13 protein-coding genes are annotated in these 19,400 nt (G+C 42.9%); 5 read left to right on the top strand and 8 right to left on the bottom strand.

Annotated elements, in window-relative coordinates; all coding sequences use genetic code 11:
- Nucleotides 1-58: 58 nt before the first annotated feature.
- The 6 genes from AAEY75_RS09365 to AAEY75_RS09390 form a co-directional block, all read right to left on the bottom strand.
- Nucleotides 59-688, bottom strand: coding sequence for an ATP-binding cassette domain-containing protein (locus AAEY75_RS09365; protein ID WP_110922831.1), 630 nt, complete (start codon nt 686-688; stop codon nt 59-61).
- A 47-nt stretch (nt 689-735) separates the two neighbouring features.
- Complete coding sequence (locus AAEY75_RS09370; RefSeq protein ID WP_352259443.1) at nt 736-2,547, bottom strand: ABC transporter permease; 1,812 nt, start codon at nt 2,545-2,547, stop codon at nt 736-738.
- The gene (locus tag AAEY75_RS09375; RefSeq protein ID WP_352259444.1) at nt 2,544-3,842 is read right to left on the bottom strand and encodes an ABC transporter substrate-binding protein; all 1,299 of its coding nucleotides are present in this window, start codon (nt 3,840-3,842) and stop codon (nt 2,544-2,546) included. The genes AAEY75_RS09370 and AAEY75_RS09375 overlap by 4 nt, the downstream gene beginning before the upstream one ends.
- A gap of 7 nt (nt 3,843-3,849) precedes the next feature.
- Nucleotides 3,850-6,003 (bottom strand): dihydrolipoyl dehydrogenase family protein, encoded by a 2,154-nt coding sequence (locus AAEY75_RS09380; protein WP_352259445.1) that lies wholly within the window; start codon nt 6,001-6,003, stop codon nt 3,850-3,852.
- Between the two features lie 345 nt (nt 6,004-6,348).
- Entirely contained in the window at nt 6,349-6,768 is a 420-nt protein-coding gene (locus tag AAEY75_RS09385) for a hypothetical protein (RefSeq protein ID WP_110922835.1), read from the bottom strand.
- A 367-nt stretch (nt 6,769-7,135) separates the two neighbouring features.
- The gene (locus AAEY75_RS09390; RefSeq protein WP_352259446.1) at nt 7,136-7,669 is read right to left on the bottom strand and encodes a DUF2058 domain-containing protein; all 534 of its coding nucleotides are present in this window, start codon (nt 7,667-7,669) and stop codon (nt 7,136-7,138) included.
- Nucleotides 7,670-8,145: 476 nt separating this feature from the next.
- On the opposite strand from AAEY75_RS09390, the gene AAEY75_RS09395 reads away from it, so the two are divergent.
- Both AAEY75_RS09395 and AAEY75_RS09400 read left to right on the top strand, forming a co-directional pair.
- Nucleotides 8,146-9,009, top strand: a complete 864-nt coding sequence (locus AAEY75_RS09395; protein WP_352259447.1) for a universal stress protein — start codon at nt 8,146-8,148, stop codon at nt 9,007-9,009.
- Nucleotides 9,010-9,172: 163 nt separating this feature from the next.
- A complete protein-coding gene (locus AAEY75_RS09400) occupies nt 9,173-9,856 on the top strand; it encodes a cupin domain-containing protein (protein ID WP_352259448.1) in 684 nt (227 codons plus the stop codon).
- A gap of 143 nt (nt 9,857-9,999) precedes the next feature.
- Here AAEY75_RS09400 and AAEY75_RS09405 read toward each other — a convergent pair whose 3' ends face one another.
- The gene (locus AAEY75_RS09405; protein ID WP_352259449.1) at nt 10,000-12,204 is read right to left on the bottom strand and encodes a TonB-dependent siderophore receptor; all 2,205 of its coding nucleotides are present in this window, start codon (nt 12,202-12,204) and stop codon (nt 10,000-10,002) included.
- Between the two features lie 301 nt (nt 12,205-12,505).
- Between AAEY75_RS09405 and AAEY75_RS09410 the strand changes: the two genes are divergently transcribed.
- Nucleotides 12,506-14,017: a PepSY-associated TM helix domain-containing protein gene (locus tag AAEY75_RS09410; RefSeq protein WP_352259450.1), complete on the top strand. Its 1,512-nt coding sequence runs from the start codon at nt 12,506-12,508 to the stop codon at nt 14,015-14,017.
- Between the two features lie 259 nt (nt 14,018-14,276).
- Here the strand turns inward: AAEY75_RS09410 and AAEY75_RS09415 are convergent, their stop codons facing one another.
- Nucleotides 14,277-15,986, bottom strand: coding sequence for a multidrug ABC transporter permease/ATP-binding protein (locus AAEY75_RS09415; protein WP_352259451.1), 1,710 nt, complete (start codon nt 15,984-15,986; stop codon nt 14,277-14,279).
- A 1,302-nt stretch (nt 15,987-17,288) separates the two neighbouring features.
- Between AAEY75_RS09415 and AAEY75_RS09420 the strand changes: the two genes are divergently transcribed.
- Together AAEY75_RS09420 and AAEY75_RS09425 are read left to right on the top strand one after the other, a co-directional pair.
- Nucleotides 17,289-18,269 (top strand): OmpA family protein, encoded by a 981-nt coding sequence (locus tag AAEY75_RS09420; protein ID WP_110922842.1) that lies wholly within the window; start codon nt 17,289-17,291, stop codon nt 18,267-18,269.
- An 81-nt stretch (nt 18,270-18,350) separates the two neighbouring features.
- On the top strand, nt 18,351-19,400 hold a 1,050-nt coding region (locus tag AAEY75_RS09425; protein WP_352259452.1), incomplete at its 3' end, for an Ig-like domain-containing protein.

Raw genomic sequence — 19,400 nt, forward strand, 5'->3', positions numbered from 1 at the left:
GCGTTGATGTCTAGTGCGTGTCATCATTCATCGAAAGTGATGATATGCTCTAAGACAATCAGGTTAAATGAATGACTTTGCCGCCTGCTGCCTCGGCATCACTGTGGTCATGTGTCACCATAATCGCAGGCAGTTTGAACGTGCGAATTTGCTCAAATACTAACTGACGTGTATCGACTCTAAGCTGCGTGTCCAATTTACTAAATGGCTCATCGAGTAATATGGCTTTTGGCTCACTCATCAAGGTTCGTAGTAGGGCGATTCGTGCTTGCTGACCCCCTGATAAGTTATCAGGATGTCGACTACCCATGCCTGCCAATCCAACTTGCTCTAGTGCTTGTTCGATTTTTTCTAAGCGCTGTTTTTTATTACCTTTGGGCATAGCAAAGGCGATATTTCCGGCAACGGATAAATGTGAAAATAGTAAAGGGTCTTGATACAGCACCCCAATATGGCGTAAATGCGGCGGAAGTTGGCACACGTTTTCATCATTTAACCACGCTTCGCCCGTGGCATGGAAACCGCTGGGCAATGTGCCTGTTAGCCAGTTCAAAAAGCTCGATTTACCACTACCAGATGGCCCCATAACAGTGAGTATATCACCGCCAAAAATTTGCTCATCTATGCCTAGTAGACGTGTGTCTTCTCGATACAGCTCTAAGTTTCTTATCTCTAAAGATGGTGACATCAAAATCCCTTTATTCGTATTGTCATTATTGGCTTATGTAGGGCGTGTTAATGAGTGCTGTTTTTGCCACTTCTAAAAATATATTTAGGGAGCAGACTTGCCAGTATAAAACCAATCAGCGGTAGTGCCATTTGGATGATGGCATAGACCGCACTAGTGCGTCTACTGGCCCCATTCGCGAGTGTCACGGCTTCTGTAGTGATAGTAGCAATACGTCCACCGCCTGCCAATAACGTCGGCAAATATTGGCCGAAGCTAATCGCTAGACCCAGTGCAACGGCAATCAAAATAGGCGTAAATAGTTGTGGTAGTTTGACCTGAAAAAATACTTTTATGGGTGTCGAACCTAAGCTTGCTGCCACATTCGCAAAACGTGGGTCTAAGCGTCGATAGCTGCTCGCCAGCGATAAAAACACATAGGGTAGTACAAATAACAAGTGCGTAAATGCCACATTAAAAAACGCCGCTTGGTTATTGATTAATTGCTGTAGCCAAACCAAGCCAAACAAGAAAGCGATGCTAGGTACCAGCAGCGGCAAGTAAATGATTAAGCTAGTAAAGTTTGAAAGTCGCTTTGCACTTAATTGCTCGGCTTCTAAACATAATAATGTGAGCACAATAGCAAATAGGGTGCTCACTAGGCCGATAGCAATAGTATTAAAGAGTGGCGTACCTATTTGCATAAAGGCGCTTTGGAAATGTAGCAATACAAACTGTTCTGGCAAAGCGTCCGGAAAACGCCAAAACCCAGCTACTGACCACATGGCAAGGCCAATGAGTGACATGAACATAAAGCCAATGACCACAGTGGTCATAGTGGCCGTGATTCTCTGACAGACAGCATCTCCATAATTGCGTTTACCATTGGTTAGTGAGCTACAGAATAGTATTTTTACTATTTGCTCACCGCCAAGCCATAAAGCGATCAAGCCACCCGTCAATGCCAGCTGTAATAATGCCCCTGCTGATGCTTTTATACGTAAATTCAGATCCACATCATTGAACCACTGCATGATAGTGACCGCAAGTGTGGGCGGTGTGTTCGGGCCCAATATCAATGGCATCTCTACGCTGGCACTGGCATAGGCAAGCACCGCCAAAATCGGCAACCGTAGCAATGGGTACAGCAGAGGAAATACCGATTTAAAAAAAGCAGCAATCGGGTAATAACCCAAATTTAACGCGACTTTATACTGTTGGCGCAGTTTTTTACCAAGCTCTGGTTGTGCCAAAGCACCTAATGCGATGAGTAATAAGAAAGGCAGCTCTTTTAACGTCAAGCCCAGAATGATACTGATGCCGTAGGGGTCATGAGGAAATATCCCCTCTGGTGACATTTCCCAACCGCTTAACCATGGTGAAATTAATCGTGAAAACATACCAGAAGGCGCAATGAGAAAGCCAACGGCAATCGCCGCTGCGGCATGAGGAATCACTAAAATGGGGCTTAGCAAATGCTCGATACGCGTGAGCCAAACACTGTTGAAAAACGCTGCCAGTATCATGAGTGTCATAACAAAAGCGAGCAGAGTACTGATGAGTCCCGTTGCCAAGCTAAGCGCCACCATTTGGGTCAGACCTGGCGTCATCCAAAGGTCTTTAAACCCTTGTAGACTGATGGTGGTCTGGTCAAGTGCGGGCACCCAACTAAACGCAGGCAATAGCACACTAATCAGTCCGCCGAGTACCGGTAGCACCAGTATCAGCAATAAAAGCTTTGGACTAGATATAGCAATGCGCGTAAATAGGTCTTTTTTATAAGGAGTGGCAATTGCCGTACAATTATTGACGCTGCCTTTATTTATATCATTTTTATTGACATTGCCTTGAGCGGCCTTGTCATTCAAATCTTTATTCATGGGCGAACCCCGTAGCGTGCTTGCCAGCCTTCCATAATTGCTTCAACCCAACTTGGGTGTGGCTCGCTCACTGTGCGTTTAATACTATCAAACGGCAATGCACTGGGATGGGGTTTGTTGGTTTTGAATAAGGCTTGCTGCTCAGAGGTGAGGGTAGACTGGACGAGTACGGTTTTGTCTCCCCAGACAGAGGGTGTTTGCTTTTTGGCTTGTGCCTCTGGACTCATCAAAAAGTTAGCGACGAGCTGTGCTGCTTGTGGATGGCTGGCATTATAAGGAATGGCCACAAAGTGAGTATTACTCAAGCTACCATCGCTCATCGCATAGCTACGAATACTTTCAGGTAAGTCATAACGTTGCACGGCTGCTGGAACTTCAGGGGCCGAAAAGCTAAAGGCTAAACTGAGCTCGGTATCATCGACCAACCGACGCATTTGCGCACCCGTTTGTACAAACTGCTCACCCTTGCGCCAAAGCGTCGGATGCAAGTCATCCAAGAATTCCCATAATGGGTCGAGGACCATCGCTTTATTTTGTTCAGTGACAGGCATGTTTAGCTGAGCGCTGGTATTCTCGCCAGTATCGGTGTCGTGTTGCTCATGCAGCATGACCAATGCATATTTCAAAAAGCTCATGCCTAAAAAGTCAGGGGGTTTTGGATAGCTAAAGCGACCAGGGTTTTGTTTTGTCCAAGTCGTTAGGTCGTTTAAGGTAGTAGGTGGCTTTTTGACGGATAGATTATCGTAATAAAAAGTCAGTGACGCTTGTCCCCATGGTGCTTCCATACCATTGGTCGGTACACCAAAGTCAAAGGTAACAGCGGGGTTGTTATCAGGATCAGTGAGGGCAAAATTAGGCAGCTTGTTTGCCCACTGTTTAAGCAATAGTGAATTCTCACTCATGGTGGCAAAGTTTGCGCCATTAATCCAAATCAGATCTACGCTACCTTGGTCATTGTTATTGGCTGATTTTTCTGCCAATACTCGACTGACCGCTTCGCTGGTATCTGTGAGTTTTACATGGACCAAGTTGATGTTGTATTTATCATCAACTTGTTTGGCCGCCCATTGTAAATAGGCATTAATTTGAGGGTCGCCGCCCCACGCGTAGAAGTAAACATCTTGATTTTTACCCTGAGATTCAACCTGCTGCCAAGGTGAATCCTTGCCATCACTGCTGCCTATATTAGGGGAGGCAGTGCTTGCAGAGATACCGATACAAACGCTTAGCGCCATAGCATAAGAGCTATAGCGCACGACGTTTTTTAGTGCTGGCAAGGATTTAAGAACGTGCATTGATGGGCTAACCTCGACGCCAAGTATGGTATTTTTCTAGCCAGCTTAATACGCGCTGAGGGGCATGGTCACGTTTCCATTCACCGGCCACATATTTGTTGCCTTCCGCCCAAGTCGGGTAGCTATGAATAGTACCAAGTATTTTGTTCAATCCTAGGCCGTGTTTCATCGCTAATACAAACTCAGCAATCAAGTCGCCAGCATGTTCAGATACGATGGTCACACCCAGTATTTTATCTTTCCCTTTAGGCGTAATGACTTTGATAAATCCTTTAGCAGCGCTGTCAGTAATGGCACGGTCCAGCTCTTTAAACTCAAAGCGGGTAATCTCGTACTCAATACCTTTATCTATCGCGTCTTGCTCATTTAAGCCCACACGAGCGACTTCTGGGTCGATAAACGTGGTCCACGGAATCACACGGTAATCTACTTTGAACTTTTTCAGGTTACCAAATAAGCCGTTCACTGCTGCGTACCAACCCTGATGGGCTGCGACATGAGTAAACTGATATGGGCCTACGATATCGCCTGCTGCAAAAATATTAGGATAAAGCGTTTCTAAGTATTCGTTGGTGATGATGGTACGGTTGGTTTCGATACCCAAATCTTCAAGGCCATAACCAGTAAGGCGAGCGCTTCGACCAACGGCACATAATAGCTCATCGTACTCTATGTCGATTTCAGTGTCATTGTGTTTAACAACAATGTACTTTTTGCCATCACGAGCTTCGCAGCGTAGTGCTTGATGTGAGGTCAAAATGTTTACGCCGCTCTCGACCAGCGCTTGATGTGCAAAGGTAGACACTTCAAGATCTTCTTTGATCATGATGCGCTCACTCATCTCAATTTGAGTCACATTTGAGCCTAAGCGTGCAAAACTCTGCGCCAATTCACTACCGATAGGGCCACCGCCCAGTACGACCAGCTTTTTAGGCGCTTCGTCTAGTTCTGCAAACTTGTTCCATATGGTATCACTGGTCACGTAGCCCGTTTCTTCAATACCAGGTAATGGTGGTACAAATGGGCGTGCACCAGTTGCAATAACGATAGTACGGGCAGTTAGTTTTTGTGTGCCACCATCATTTAGGGCGATTTCTACCGTCCATGGATCGATGAGTTTGGCATAGCCTTTTACCACATCGACGCCCAAATCGGTATAACGCTCAACACTGTCATGCGGTGCAATCTCAGCCACGACATCATGTACACGTGCCATGACTTTTTTGAACGAGAACTGCGGAGACGCATTTTCAAGGCCGTAGTTTTCACCATGACGAATTTGATCTGCGATTTTTGCACTTTTAATCACGGCTTTACTTGGGACACAACCATAGTTTAAGCAATCACCGCCCATTTCACCTGCTTCGATTAACGTTACTTTTGCTTTAACAGCAGCAGCAATATAGCTCGTTACCAAGCCGCCAGCACCCGCACCAATAACAATCATGTTGCGGTCGAATTGTTTGGGCTTTGAGTAGTTTTTATAGACGCGACGTTTTTTAAACACGTTTAAGATTCCTTTAGCAATAAGCGGGAATATGCCCAATAAAGCGAACGATAAAATTAAATTGAGCGATAAAATACCTGACAAGCTTTCTATTTGCGCAAGTTGCGTACCTGCATTAACGAATACAAAAGTACCTGCCAACATACCTACTTGGCTTACCCAGTAGTAGGTCCATGACTTAATGGCGGTCACACCCATGAGTAAGTTGATTAAAAAGAAGGGAAATACAGGGACTAAACGTAATGTGAATAAGTAAAAGCCACCTTCTTTTTCGACGCCAGCATCGATAGCGGCAAGGCGTTCAGGAAAGCGCTGTTTGATGGTATCGCGTAGTAAATAACGTGATGCTAAAAACGAAAGTGTCGCGCCAATACTTGAGGCAAACGAGGCAATGACTAAGCCCTGAAACAGACCAAATAAAGCACCAGATGCCAATGTCAGTATAGCAGCGCCAGGTAGCGAGAGGGCAGTAACAACGACGTATAGTAAAAAGAACCCACCGATAATAAGTAACGGTGACTCTGCTTTATAGTCGTTGAACTGCGCCATCGAGCCCTTTAAGCCCTCAAGCGTCAACAGTTGGTTGAGGTCAAAGTAGAAAAACCCCACTGCTAATAGCACTATTAACAGTATTAGAAATATTCTCTTAATCATGAAAGATTCGGCCTGATAGTAAAGCAAAGGTTTAATTCATAGTCATCTTTCTATAATTAAAACTATGATCAAAAAACTTTTGCTGTTTTAGTGATGGTGGCAATTACATTGAATTGTTGAATAATCTATTCGTTTACCTGCAATAAAACAGCTAAGTTGTTAGTTTTAATAATATATAGCTTAAGCCATTTTAGCTAGCATTTATATTATTGCACCAATTAACCTCTATAGCTTTGCTACGGCAACACCTGCATTTGACGTACCACCTGTACGGTCTACGCTTGGATTGCTGGTACTGAATTTATTTAGATTTGACCATAGTCAAACGATAGACTCTGTTTATATCTATGTCAAAGGAACAGTTTTGCCCACGGTGCGTTTGCCCAGTGTCAACGTATCCCAGTCTCTCATCAAGAAGAGAGCAATACATGCTGCCAGCATTGGCCATGCGGCAAAAAACAATAGGTTATCAAATGGTTCTAGATATAAAGCAAAGGTTGAAAAAGTTGAGCCTGCATGAGCCAGCAGCAAAATACCATAAGTCCAGGTTTTAAATAACCCGACGACAAACAGTATGATGAGTATCAACTGAACAGCGCCCATAACATAGAATATGGAATCACCCATATTTTCCATTCCATAAAACTTAGACATAACGCCTGCGGCATGGTCAGGATTGATAAATTTATCAAGCGTCCAAAATAAAAAGACTGTGAAGATACCAAGTCGAAGCAATAAGAGTGAAAGTGGCAGATGTTTTGGCATGAGAAATCTCTTTTTGAGAAATTTTGAAAGCCTTTTCAAAACTTCTTGATTAGGGTGCCGATATTGGCTTTTGTTATATGATTAGTAAAAGTCAAAATGTGTTCAATTCTTGAGTGATTGCTCAATTTCGAGCAAGCCTTAGCGCTAAATAGGTCAAGAAATCGCATTGTAGTTGTTATTGAATGGCTGTTCAAGTTCGCATCGCCATGTATGGCAGGGTTATGGCGATTTGTTACCTTTTTCAATAAAACCTGTAACGCTAGCTTAAAGGTGATTATTTTCTATACAATAAAAAACCCTTTGTAGAAGCAAGTATTCTACAAAGGGTGTCTAAGTTAACAAAGCAAGTATTATAAATACCAAGTGTTTACCACATCAAATCATCTGGAATCACATAGGCGGCATAAGGGTCATCTTCTGCCAGTACGTCTTCTGATGTATCGTTTGATACGACCATGAAGCCTTCCATTTTTGAGTCTATACGATCTGCTAACGGACGGGGAAGTAATGCATAGCCTTCTTCTAACCGCGCAATGACGACATGACCGGCGACAATTTGGTCATATAGTTTTTGGGTAATAGAGATTTTTTTGACTTTAGAGCCATCGACAAACTGATAGCTGACATCACCACTGATATCAGTGATTTGATGCTGCTTAATCATTTGGATAATATTGGCCTTGCGTGCCTTTTCTTCTAAAGCGCGTTGTTTTTCTTGATTGAGCTGCTGATCTTTTTCTAGTTTTTTTGCTTGTGCATCTGCCAATGCTTTTTTTGCTTCTAGACTTTCTGAGTCACCAGTACGCTTGGCATGCTGATTTTGCTTGCTGATTTTATTGGCTTTTTTGCTATCTACCAATCCCGCTTTGAGTAGTTGAGCCTGTAGGGCATTTTTTGCCATAGTTCCATCACCTAAATAACGATATTTAAATCATAAATGCTAAAAAATACATTGTAGCAAAATTTGTTAGGGCATGTTGTTAGACGATGACAAGACTTTGTTGATGCGGTAAAGCCATGCATTTTTAAATCTTGCGCAATGCTAAAGATAGCAGAATAAAGATTATTGTAGAGGCAGGCACACATCACTGGATGAAGTCAGCCAAATTGGTTACTATCAAAGTAATGGGAAGGATTCTCCCAGAGCATTTGGAATGAGCATTGGACGCTATATGGAACTAGGGCGTATCCTCAATTCAATCGATAGTAATCTAAATGGGATAAAAATGGCTAAATCTTGCCAAACGGCGTCAAATAGCTGACTAATATCTCGATATTATCTGCGCTATTTTCCTTGTTTGACGGCAATTTATCTCATTTTTATCACCATTTTTAAAATGAGGACACGCCCTAAATAATTAAAATTAAGGACATATTATGACAACATCACAGCACGTTTTAGCTTGTATTGATGGTTCAGCAGTGACTGAATCGGTTTGTGACTATGCAGCATGGTATGCCAGTAAGTTGAATTTACCTGTTGGCTTGTTGCATGTCAGTGAGGTTCCTGCATCGACCAGACGCGATCTGTCGGGCGCGATAGGGGTGAACAGCCGTCAGTTTTTGTTAGAGGAACTGACCCAGATGGATGAGCAAAGAGCAAAGGTGGTCAATAGTTATAGTAATGCCTTGGTTCAAGATGCAAAAAGCCACATCCAAAGTGACTTTGAGGATGTCGCTATCCGCATCTATCAACGTCGCGGCAAGCTGCTACCTGCCATTGAGCATTTTAAAACAGAAAATCGTGCCATTGTCATGGGTCGACGCGGAGAAGATCACAAAAACAGTCGTATCAATATCGGTAGTCAAATCGAAACAGTCGCCCGTGCATCCGATGTTCCTATCTTGATTTGCTCGGAGACATTTAAAGCGCCAAGCTCATACATGATCGCTTTCGATGGTAGTAAAACTGCTATTAAGGCAGCATGGATGGTCGCAAGAAGCCCAGTGCTAGAAGGGCTGCAAGGTCATATCGTTATGATAGGGAGCCACAATGATGCTGCTAAGCAGAGCTTAAGTGCTGCAGCAGCACAATTAGAAGCGGCTGGGTTTATTGTGGCGGCTCATCATTTATCAGCGGCGGATGCGGTCAATGGCTTGTTGGCTTTTCAAACGGAAAATAGCATCGATATTATGGTGGTGGGTGCTTATGGTCACTCTAAACTACAGCAACTGTTTCTCGGTAGTACGACGACAGAAATTATTGCCAGTACATTGTCGCCAGTCATTTTAGTGCGATAAGTGCATTAAAAGTTGGGGCGTCTTATAAAACTGGTGTAGTTATTATCTATCTCTAATGATTCTTAAAAAATGATTGATAATTATGAATAAGGCTCAATAAATGATGCCAGATACTTTATAAGAGAGTATTGAGTTACACCTTACTATTTTTGGACATAATCTTATGCTTATTAATGCAGATTTTTCTAGTCGCGCCGCACTTGCAGTTGAAGACCAACAGTGGGTAAACTCACCGCAGAGTGGTGTAGAACGTATCATGCTAGATCGCGTTGGCGAAGAAAAAGCTCGAGCCACCAGTCTGGTGCGTTACGCGCCTAATTCTTATTTTCCGCATCACCTGCATCCAGGTGGTGAAGAGATTTTGGTATTGTCAGGTACGTTTTCTGCAGATGATAAGCATTATCCCGCAGGTTGGTATTTGCGTAATCCACCGTCATCAGGTCATACCCCTTATAGTGACGAAGGTGCAGTGATCTTCGTTAAGCTCAGACAGATGCTATCTGATGAAGACCGCTATGTCGCTATCGATACTCATGATGATGCCAATTGGACACGCCAAGGCAAACGTGATGTCTGTACTCTATTTTCTGATGATGGTGAGCAAGTGAGTTTGCAACGTCTCACAGCAGGCGACGTATTATTCGATGAAGATGTCATTAGTGGTGTAGGTGCAGGCGGTGCAGAATTACTGGTTGTAGAGGGTAGCCTAGTAGATGGTGATCAGGTGTATCAACGAGATAGTTGGATACGTTTGCCAGTAGGGGAGCAGTCGCAAATAAAAGCAGGATTGGAGGGCGCCACGGTATATATTAAGACTGGACATCTAATACAAGTGATTGGTCTATGATTGGCAACTGACCAAGCCACCTGAATTTTCTGACTTATTTTCTGCCTTGATGTTGTAAATGTGCACCCTATACTCTCATCTATCATCTATCATCTATCATTTGATAAAAACTGGCTATTATGACCATAGCCAGTTTTTTATGATTAGAAATTGGCTTTTACACTGACTGTCATTTGACGCTCGGGTCCCATCCAGCAGTTATTGCTGTCGTAACAAGAACTGACATAGGTTTTATCAAACAGATTATTCACACTAGCACCGACAGTGAGCGTCGGGTTGACTTGATAACTGCCGCCAATATCTACCAATGTCACGCTTGGTAGCTCGTCTGAATTTTGTTTATCTATCTGCATGCCACTTTCATAGCGAACGCCGGCATTGAGCGTCAGCTTATCTGTGGCGTAATAGTCTGTCCATAGCGTGGCTTTATGTTTTGCTGTTTGCGCTGGCGTGTTACCGACCACATCAGGGTTGAACTCATCTTCTGTAATCTCAGCGTCGGTATAGCTGTAGCTCGCCGCGACATCTACCCAGTCGTTGAGCATATGACTGGCTGATACTTCAAATCCTTTAGACGCAATTTCACCCGTTTGGGTTTGACTTCTATAGTTGACGTAATCTGATACAACAACATTTTTTTGGGTGATATCAAATACCGCCAATGTTCCTTTAGTGCCGCCATCTGTGGATTGATATTTAATACCGGCTTCTAGCTGGTCAGCCGTTGTAGGTTCAAATGGCTCATCGGTCACGAAGTTGCTACCAACGACTGGCTGGAACGATTGTGAGTAGCTCGCATAAGGCGATAGACCGTTATCGAAATCATAAATAGCAGCAAGACGACCACTGGTCTCTGATGCGCTATTGTCGATTTTTTGGTCACTATATATCGCACCTTGAGAGGCTTTCGTTTGATCAGTGATGCTCTTGAATTTATCATGTCGTAAGCCTGCAACCACAGTCCAGTCTTGCCATTTCATCTCATCTTGCACATAAAAACCAAGTTGGCTTTGTGCGATATCCTCATATTGACTATAGACATCTAAAGGTAAAGTGTCGGCATCAATTTGTGAAAAGTCTGGATCCGACAAATCAAGGTTGGGTGTACCATCCGCGCCAGCATCATAGTAGGCCGCAGTGCTATCTGTCTCTTGATACTCGACACCAAACAGAAGGTTATGAGAGGTGTTGGCCGTATCGAATTGATAAGCCAGCTGATTGTCTGTGGTCCAGTTTTTCATGGTTTCATCGGTGGTATAGGCCACACGGTTCAATATCGTATCACTACCGCTGACAAACCCTCCACTATTATACATATTACGCTGCTCTGCTTCGGCATCGGTATAGCGCAGTATGTGCTTAAAGGTTAGCTGGTCATTGATGTCCCAGTTTACGGTGACACTCGGCATGAATACTTCTTTGCTAAATTTATTCCAGTCGTCACCCGCATAGGCATCGCTGTCTAGTTTGCCATAGCTGGCATTGTAGACCGTACCGACAGCAGGGAGCGGGGTAGAGGGCACCATGTCTGGATCGTCTTGATAAAATAGATTAGCAAGTACGGACACATTGTCTGTCGCTTGCCATTCAAGTGATGGATTGAGTAGGGTGCGTTCTTCTTCTGTGGTCTGCATCTGGCCATCTTTTTTACGTTTTAATGCCACAAAACGATAGTTCAAGCTGTCTGTAAGCGCCCCTGTTGTATCAATTGCCACTTCTTTTAGGTTTTGATTGCCTAGTCGTAGCTGTACCTCAGTCTCTTGGGTGCTTTTGGGTGTTTTGGCTATTTGATTGACCATACCGCCGGGTGCCGTATAACCATACAGGGAAGAAGCTGGCCCTTTGATGACTTCTACGGCTTCGGTTGCATAGATGTCTACTTGCGGCATGAGATTCCAAGCACCATCGTAAGGCAGTCTTAAACCATCATAAAAATTCGATAAGGTCTTAAAGCCACGAACTCTGTACTCATCAAAGATAGATACCGTGCCGCGACTCTCAGAGCTAACACCGGGCTCATAGCGTAGGGCAGCGTTGACACTGTCAGCTTGGCGTTTTTGCAATAGGTCTTGATCGATTCTGGTATAGCTCATCGGCGCATCATCAGGGTCTAATGCAGTTTTTGTCCCTGTACTTCGGTAACTATTAGCATAGACAGTTATCGTATCTAAGGTCGTTGATGGTGTCGCTGTCTCAGAATTTTCTGTCTGGGTATTGCTTAGCGTGCCCTCAGTATCAGCTGATTCAGCATAAGCAATATGACTGATGCTCATGGCTAAGCCAACTTGTACTGCTATGGCCAGATGTTTTTTTCGGATAGATTCAGAGGTTAAAGGAAGCCGCATCATATTTCCTGTTCAATAATATTCGTTGAATATGTTGGATTTAAATTTAGGGAGATAAATAACGGAAATAATAATAACACTAATGATTATTGTTATCATTAAAAAGTTACAGTTAACGCTTTATAGAAATATTGGACGCGGTTCTGAATGGTTTAGTGCGGCTTCTTTACATTAATATTATTGATATATGACTAGAGGGGTAGTGGTTTTTTCAAGGGTTTTCTCGTATGATGCAGCCGATATTACATTATGAATAGATTTATGTTGTTACTTGGGCAGCCAGAGATTATCAAAGGTCGTATTTATGAGTAGAGACAGCAGTCGGTCAGCTGACACGCAGCGTTATTTTACGGTATGGCGCTGGCATTTTTATGCTGGCATGTTTGTCGCGCCTTTTTTGATTGTGTTGGCGGTCACAGCACTCGGCATGCTGTTCATGTCGAACACCGTAGGTCGGGACAATGACCGCTTGACCATCACCATTCCAGAGTCGACTGTCCAAGCACCAGTGTCTATACAAGCCAAAAACGCGCTCGGTACTTTACCCGATAGCGCACTGATTAAATATATTGCGCCCCGTGACGCAGATACCGTCGCTTTGTTTCAGGTGCAGTCAGAAGGCCAGACCAGTATGGTGGCAGTGAATCCTTATACGGCTGATGTCGTCAATAGCGCACCTGCTAGCAGCGGTCTTTATGATACGTTTAATAATATTCACAGTGATTTGCTCATCGGTAAAGCAGGGGATTATCTGCTAGAAACGGCTGCATCGTTGACCATCTTGATGATTTTGACGGGTTGGTATCTCTGGTGGCAAAAACGCAAATCAGTTAAAGCCATGCTGATACCTAACGAGAGGGTAACCAATAAGAAAAAACGACCTTTTATCCGTACGATTCATGCGACATTGGGCAGTTGGGTATCGATTCTGCTGCTGTTTTTCTGTATATCAGGTATGGCGTGGGCAGGCGTGTGGGGCGAAAGAGTTGTGCAGGCATGGAGTCAGTTTCCTGCGGGTAAGTGGGGCGTTGCTCCTATGCCAATGTCGATTGATCATAGCCAACACAGCACTGCGATGCATGAGTCAATGGCTGCACCTCATGTCCATGGTGCGGCAACGCCTGAAGCTCTTACTGAAGCAGCGCCCACGCACGGCAGTGTCTTAAACTCGGGGAAAACCAAGGAAGTTCCTTGGGTGCTTGAGCTGACGCCGATGCCAGTATCAGGCACGACTATGGGTAAGGATGGTATCGCACCCAATATACCTATCATGATTGATACGGTAGACCGATACGCTCGAGAAATTGGGTTTGTAGAGCGTTATCAGTTGAACTTGCCACAAGGCAGTACAGGCGTCTGGACCATTAGCCAAGATTCAATGAGCTACGATATGAAAAGTCCGACAGCAGATCGCACGGTACATATCGACCGCTATTCAGGAAATGTCTTAGCTGATATTCATTTCGATGATTACAATGCTTTTGGTAAGTTTATGGCGGCAGGTATTGCTATTCACATGGGTACGCTGGGATGGTGGAGTGTGTTGGCCAATGTCTTGTTTTGTCTGTTTGTTATTATGATTAGTGTGAGCGGCTATATCATGTGGTGGCAACGTCGCCCTAATAATGCCGATGAAAGCACTGGGCTGAACCCGCCAGCACGTGGTTTAAACCCCGTTATCTGGTGGCCATTTGCGCTGCCTTTATTGGTTGTCGCGGTTATATTTCCGACAGCCATTATCGCAATCGTTGTTATCGCATTATTGGATTTCTTAGTGATATCTCGTAGTGCTTTTTTGCAGAAATTATTAAAGTAAGCAAACGGCTTAGACGAGTTTTCGAGTGTCTAGATACTTTTGATTTATATATAGTCAAAGAACTCTAAAATGGATACAAGGCAGCCGACTGCAGATTGTACAAGTAGTACATCTAAGGAGGGTAAGGAGGGTAACGCCGTAGCGGTTTAGTATTTCACCGACTATAGCTATCGCGTGGTTCTTTCTACCGTAATGGGACGACTTATCATAAGTCGCCCCATTTTTTTGCATGACAGTTTTCATTTATAACAAGTCATATTTATTGCAACATGGCGATCGCATCTGTACTGGCGCGCTGTCGTTCTTCGGCATTCAATTCAATCAACTTACCTTCTTTCATCAATAGCAAGCGGTCAGCATGTTCAAAATAGCTGTCGTCATGACTGATAATAAACAGCGTTTTGCCCAGTGCTTTTAGTTCAGGTATTAGCGTTTGATAGAACACACGGCGAAAAGCAGGGTCTTGGTCAGCGGCCCATTCATCAAGTAATAAAATATCTTTCTGTTCGGCGACTGAGAGTAGCATGGCCAATCGTTTACGTTGACCTTGAGATAGTTTATCTGTAGAGAGTTGATGATCAGACACGCTCACTTTGTCTTGTAGATTGAGCTTCTGCAGCCAGTCAGATATCAGTGCCTCATCAGGTTGATTGCCCTGATTGCCAATTAGCTGTTTAAACAGATGCTGATCACTAAAGATAGCAGAAAACAGCTGTCTATAATCGGCATTATTCTCTGAATCAATGTTGTCTTGATCTACGTGTACAGAGCCTGTGGTAGGGGTGAAAATCCCCGTGATGATTTTGGCGAGGGTAGACTTGCCGCTACCATTGGCGCCGATTAAGAACACTACATCGCCACGTCTCACGGTAAGGTTGACCGATTTCAAGATATCATCAGGGTTATTTACGTCACCAGCTAGCTCTTGTGTCTGCGTATTGATGCCGCCGTAGCGATAACCAACGTCAGTCAGTGATATCGATTGCCAGTCTTTTGCCACGTGGTCAGTCATAAATGCTGCTTGATAGTCAGCCAGCTCTAGAGACTGTATTTTGTCTAGTGCCACTTGAGCAGTCTGTAGGGTTGGATACGCACCAACCGCATGCAGAATGGGTGACTGCATAAATAGAATTGTTAGGGAGAATGTGGTGGCGACACCCATCGGTATATTCAGATAATTCGATACCGCGAACACCACGCCAATCGAGGCAAACATCATGATATTGGACCAGTTCACAGCAGATAAGTGAAAGGTGTCAGATTTTATGACGGTCTGTTGGTACGACTTGGCATGAGACAAAAAGTCGTCTGAATATAACTTTTCAGCACGGTACTGATTGAGTGCAAGCTCCTTACGGCCTTCTATAATAGATTGATAATCTTGGTATAAAAAATCATTAATCGCTCTGAGTTTTATCAAATGAGTATAGACGTGCTTGACTAAAATGGTGCTTATCCAGATTGTCATGACAATCCAAAACATGATGATAAACAATAGCGGTAATGACAGCCATCCTAAATAAAGGGCAACCCCCGCAGATAAAATGACGCCTTGAACCAACTCTGGCATGCGTACAAATGCAGTCGTAATAGACTGGATATCTGAAGATAAGCTGGCAATTAAGCGCGCACTACCCAAGTGATCTATCTGCGGCACTTTGGTATCTATAATTTGTTTGACCAGTTTTGTTCTGAGCTCGTACACAAACTGATGGCCCAGACGTGTCAACGCGTACTGTGATAAAAAAGTAGTGACTAATAGTAGTGCAATCAAGGCAGCAAAATAGCCTAAGCTGAGCAATGATAAAGTATCAAAGACAGGTTGACTGATAAAGGTATGATTTATATAAGCAATGATGCCCACACTGACAGCCGCATTTACCAAATTAAGCAGAATAACTTTGAGAAAAGGCAGGCGATAATGCGCCCAAATCATATTATACAAAGAAGTGGTAGTGCGTGAAGACATAATGGCTCGTTATGATAATAGTCGTATGTGTGATGGCAGAAAAAGATTGTTAGGCAAAGCCTGATTTTTGTATAAGTAGGGCTCAATCAGTGCGGCTTATAACTTGAGGGTTGCTGACATTACTTACCATACCTTTATGAATGATATTCGGCGGTATCTTATCAAGACAGCAGAAGATATATAGATATGCGTGGAATAGAAGAAGGTAGGCAAGACAAGTCAGATGAACTTTAGATGTTATTGATAACCATTAATATTTACAATATTGTGACGTCAATCTGTATATGTGTCAACGTGTTTGTGACCGTAAGAGGGAGTGCCGAATAATGTATTACCCAGTTTCAAATGATACGGAGAAAATGATAGAACACAAGCTCGATTGATTTCATCGTATCGATAGGAATTTATGATGGTTAAGAATAGGTAAAACGGTAGTATGAAATCCAAGGTAGCAGTGGTCAAAAAGATAGTAGATAACAATGTAATATATTAAAGACCGCTCGACAGCTAGGGATAGTCATTCCACTATAAAGGTATTGCTGCGTTAACCTCGCTTGAAGTATCACATATACACTTGGTTGCCTTGTACTACTTTTAAATTGAATCGACTATATGATCGGGTTAGTTTTATTTAACCAGCAAAAAATCGAATCAAGATAAGCCGATCGGTACAGAGTGATATAAATATGAGATCATGAGAAAAATTAAAGTAAGTATACTGTTCAAAGGGTAATTAAAACCCTTAAAGAAGAACAAAAGCTATTAAGTGAAGAAAATAAGACGATGGACTATCTTGTATTGATGTTAAGGTAAGATGAGCGCTAAGAGTGTGGTGAGATAAAGTCTTAGGAACTCTTAAAAGATAAGAGCGTACAATAGATTTAGCTTGATTTTTGTCGTTAGATTATTGGATATGTTCTTCTAAATTAATGACTACGAAATTGACAGCAGACATTCATACTTAATGGTAACTGGTCATAAAATATATGCCGTTTATCGTGTTTGGATTTGATTTTTTTGACAGGGGTAAACCATATAGGTTATATCTACAACTGTATAATTTTTATAGAGCCTGATGGAACAGAAGTTGGTTGTTATTTATATGGTATTTCTATTGGGTGATCCGTCAAACACCTAGTTTTTTGCAGCATTTGAAGGTTGCTCTGCCAAGTTAAAGGCTATCAAAAAGTTATCAAGGACTATATTCGTAGTATACGATATATCTTTTATACAGAAATTAATTCAAAAACTCAATATATTTAACCAATATTAGCTTAATAAACGGTTACTCAGGAAATTATCATGGGCAAAGTATTCAAAAAAATCATCGTTGAAGTGGCACTAGTAACCACGCTATTGGGGGTGACTGCCTGTGCGACCACAACGGCTAACAGCCGTATCGGTAATGATGGAGATACTCGCCGTGTTGATAATGTTGTATGGAATAATCAAGTTGACAGTGATATCAGTGCTGTATTAGCGAAACAAGTTGCGAGTGATGAAGCTCGACTGATATTTGTGCGCAAAAATGATGATGATCCTGAGCAAACCAGTGCCAATATTGCGATCAATAATAGATTTCAAGTCAGTTTGCATGCAGGCAATTATACAGCGGTCAATTCTTGTGTGGGCACAAACCAACTAAGTGCTCATGCAACTGGTTTTAAAGATAATGATTTGTTGGCGGAGCAGAAAGATTACCAATTAGTTGGTGGTCAAACATACTTTTTTTATGTAGATATGGATGAAAATGGCCAAGGTCTGCTAAATCAAATAACGACAGATAGCGCATTACCATTGCTAAGAAATAAGCGTTATCAAACGCATCAAATCAGTCGAGTCGTTCCTAACTGTCCTGCACCCGTAATTGCTACTACACCGTCAGTAACGCTGCCACCAGTCGTGGAGCAACCTGCCATATTGGCTGAAAAGGTGACAATTGATCTTGAAGTATTGTTTGAGACTGATAAAGCGGTCGTACGACCCGAATACTATACAAAAATAGCTGAACTAGCGGACTTTATGGCGCAATACCCAAATACAATAGCGACCATTGAGGGTCATACTGACAGTCGCGGTAGTGATAGCTATAACCAAGTTTTATCACAGCACCGAGTAAATGCTGTCAAAGAGAGTTTGATTTCGAAATTTGACATCGACGCTGAGCGTCTAAGTGCTATTGGTTATGGAGAGACACAGCCAAGAGCTAGTAACGATACTGTAGAGGGCCGTCAGCTCAACCGCCGTGTGGTCGCAGTTGTAGAAGAAGGTGTGCGTCATTGATAATTTTATTGTCCTTTGGTAACTGAAGTTGCCTGATATAAAAACAATTTAGCTGAAATATTTAAAATTAAAGGTAAAAAAATGAATACTATTATTATTAAAATTAATGACGCCGCTCAAACTATCAGCCAAGTATCTGTTATTACTAAAGATGGTATACCAACAGTTATTACTGCCACCGACAACGTCAACTATGAGTTTTTTGACACAGCTATTGGCCATGCTCCTAACCATATTATTACTAAGCGCCTAAAAAACGACTTGCATGTCTCATTCGAAGAAGAAGGGGTAGACAGCGATCTGATTATAGAAGGCTTCTACGATAATCCAGACAGTGCTTTAGTCGGTATTGCTGAAGATGGCGAGTACTATTACTACATTCCTGATACTGGCGAAACCTACGATTATGTGACTCAACTAGAAGTCGGTGATGTAGAAGGACAGGCGCTTGGCGGTGAAGAGTATATTGCAGCGGCCATACCTTGGTGGATACCTGCCGCGGCTGGATTGGGACTGGTTGGTTTGATTGCTGGTCTCGCTAGTGATGATAATGATAATAACGATAACGATAATGCTCCTATTGCTGAAGATGACACTGTATTGGGTGAAACAGGTCAGCCAATCACTATCGATGTCGTGGCAAATGATAGTGATCCTGAAAATGACTTAGATCCAACGACCGTCAAATTAATCGATCCTGTTACAGGCAATGAAGTCACTAGTTTAGTGATAAATGGTGAAGGTACTTGGCAAGTTGATCCTATGACAGGAGAGGTTAGCTTTACACCAGAGTCAGGTTTTACCGCTGATCCAACACCAATTGACTACGTAGTATCTGACACCAATGGCTTGCAGTCGAACCAAGCGACCATCGTTATTGACTATCCACAAACTGCTCCTATTGCTGAAGATGACACTGTCTTAGGTGAAACAGGTCAACCAATCACCATCGATGTCGTGGCAAATGATAGTGATTCTGAAAATGACTTAGATCCAACGACCGTCAAATTAATCGACCCTGTTACAGGCAATGAATTCACCAGCTTAGTGGTAGATGGTGAAGGTACTTGGCAAGTTGATCCTATGACAGGAGAGGTTAGCTTTACACCAGAGTCAGGTTTTACCGCTGAT

It is taken from the genome of Psychrobacter sp. TB55-MNA-CIBAN-0194 (assembly GCF_040309505.1).
Taxonomy (GTDB): domain Bacteria; phylum Pseudomonadota; class Gammaproteobacteria; order Pseudomonadales; family Moraxellaceae; genus Psychrobacter; species Psychrobacter fozii.

Bases quoted from the DNA above. Each gene is read 5' to 3' on its own strand.
- AAEY75_RS09365 (WP_110922831.1), bottom strand. From the start codon at position 688: ATGTCACCATCTTTAGAGATAAGAAACTTAGAGCTGTATCGAGAAGAC.
- AAEY75_RS09370 (WP_352259443.1), bottom strand. From the start codon at position 2,547: ATGAATAAAGATTTGAATGACAAGGCCGCTCAAGGCAATGTCAATAAA.
- AAEY75_RS09375 (WP_352259444.1), bottom strand. From the start codon at position 3,842: ATGCACGTTCTTAAATCCTTGCCAGCACTAAAAAACGTCGTGCGCTAT.
- AAEY75_RS09380 (WP_352259445.1), bottom strand. From the start codon at position 6,003: ATGATTAAGAGAATATTTCTAATACTGTTAATAGTGCTATTAGCAGTG.
- AAEY75_RS09385 (WP_110922835.1), bottom strand. From the start codon at position 6,768: ATGCCAAAACATCTGCCACTTTCACTCTTATTGCTTCGACTTGGTATC.
- AAEY75_RS09390 (WP_352259446.1), bottom strand. From the start codon at position 7,669: ATGGCAAAAAATGCCCTACAGGCTCAACTACTCAAAGCGGGATTGGTA.
- AAEY75_RS09395 (WP_352259447.1), top strand. From the start codon at position 8,146: ATGACAACATCACAGCACGTTTTAGCTTGTATTGATGGTTCAGCAGTG.
- AAEY75_RS09400 (WP_352259448.1), top strand. From the start codon at position 9,173: ATGCTTATTAATGCAGATTTTTCTAGTCGCGCCGCACTTGCAGTTGAA.
- AAEY75_RS09405 (WP_352259449.1), bottom strand. From the start codon at position 12,204: ATGATGCGGCTTCCTTTAACCTCTGAATCTATCCGAAAAAAACATCTG.
- AAEY75_RS09410 (WP_352259450.1), top strand. From the start codon at position 12,506: ATGAGTAGAGACAGCAGTCGGTCAGCTGACACGCAGCGTTATTTTACG.
- AAEY75_RS09415 (WP_352259451.1), bottom strand. From the start codon at position 15,986: ATGTCTTCACGCACTACCACTTCTTTGTATAATATGATTTGGGCGCAT.
- AAEY75_RS09420 (WP_110922842.1), top strand. From the start codon at position 17,289: ATGGGCAAAGTATTCAAAAAAATCATCGTTGAAGTGGCACTAGTAACC.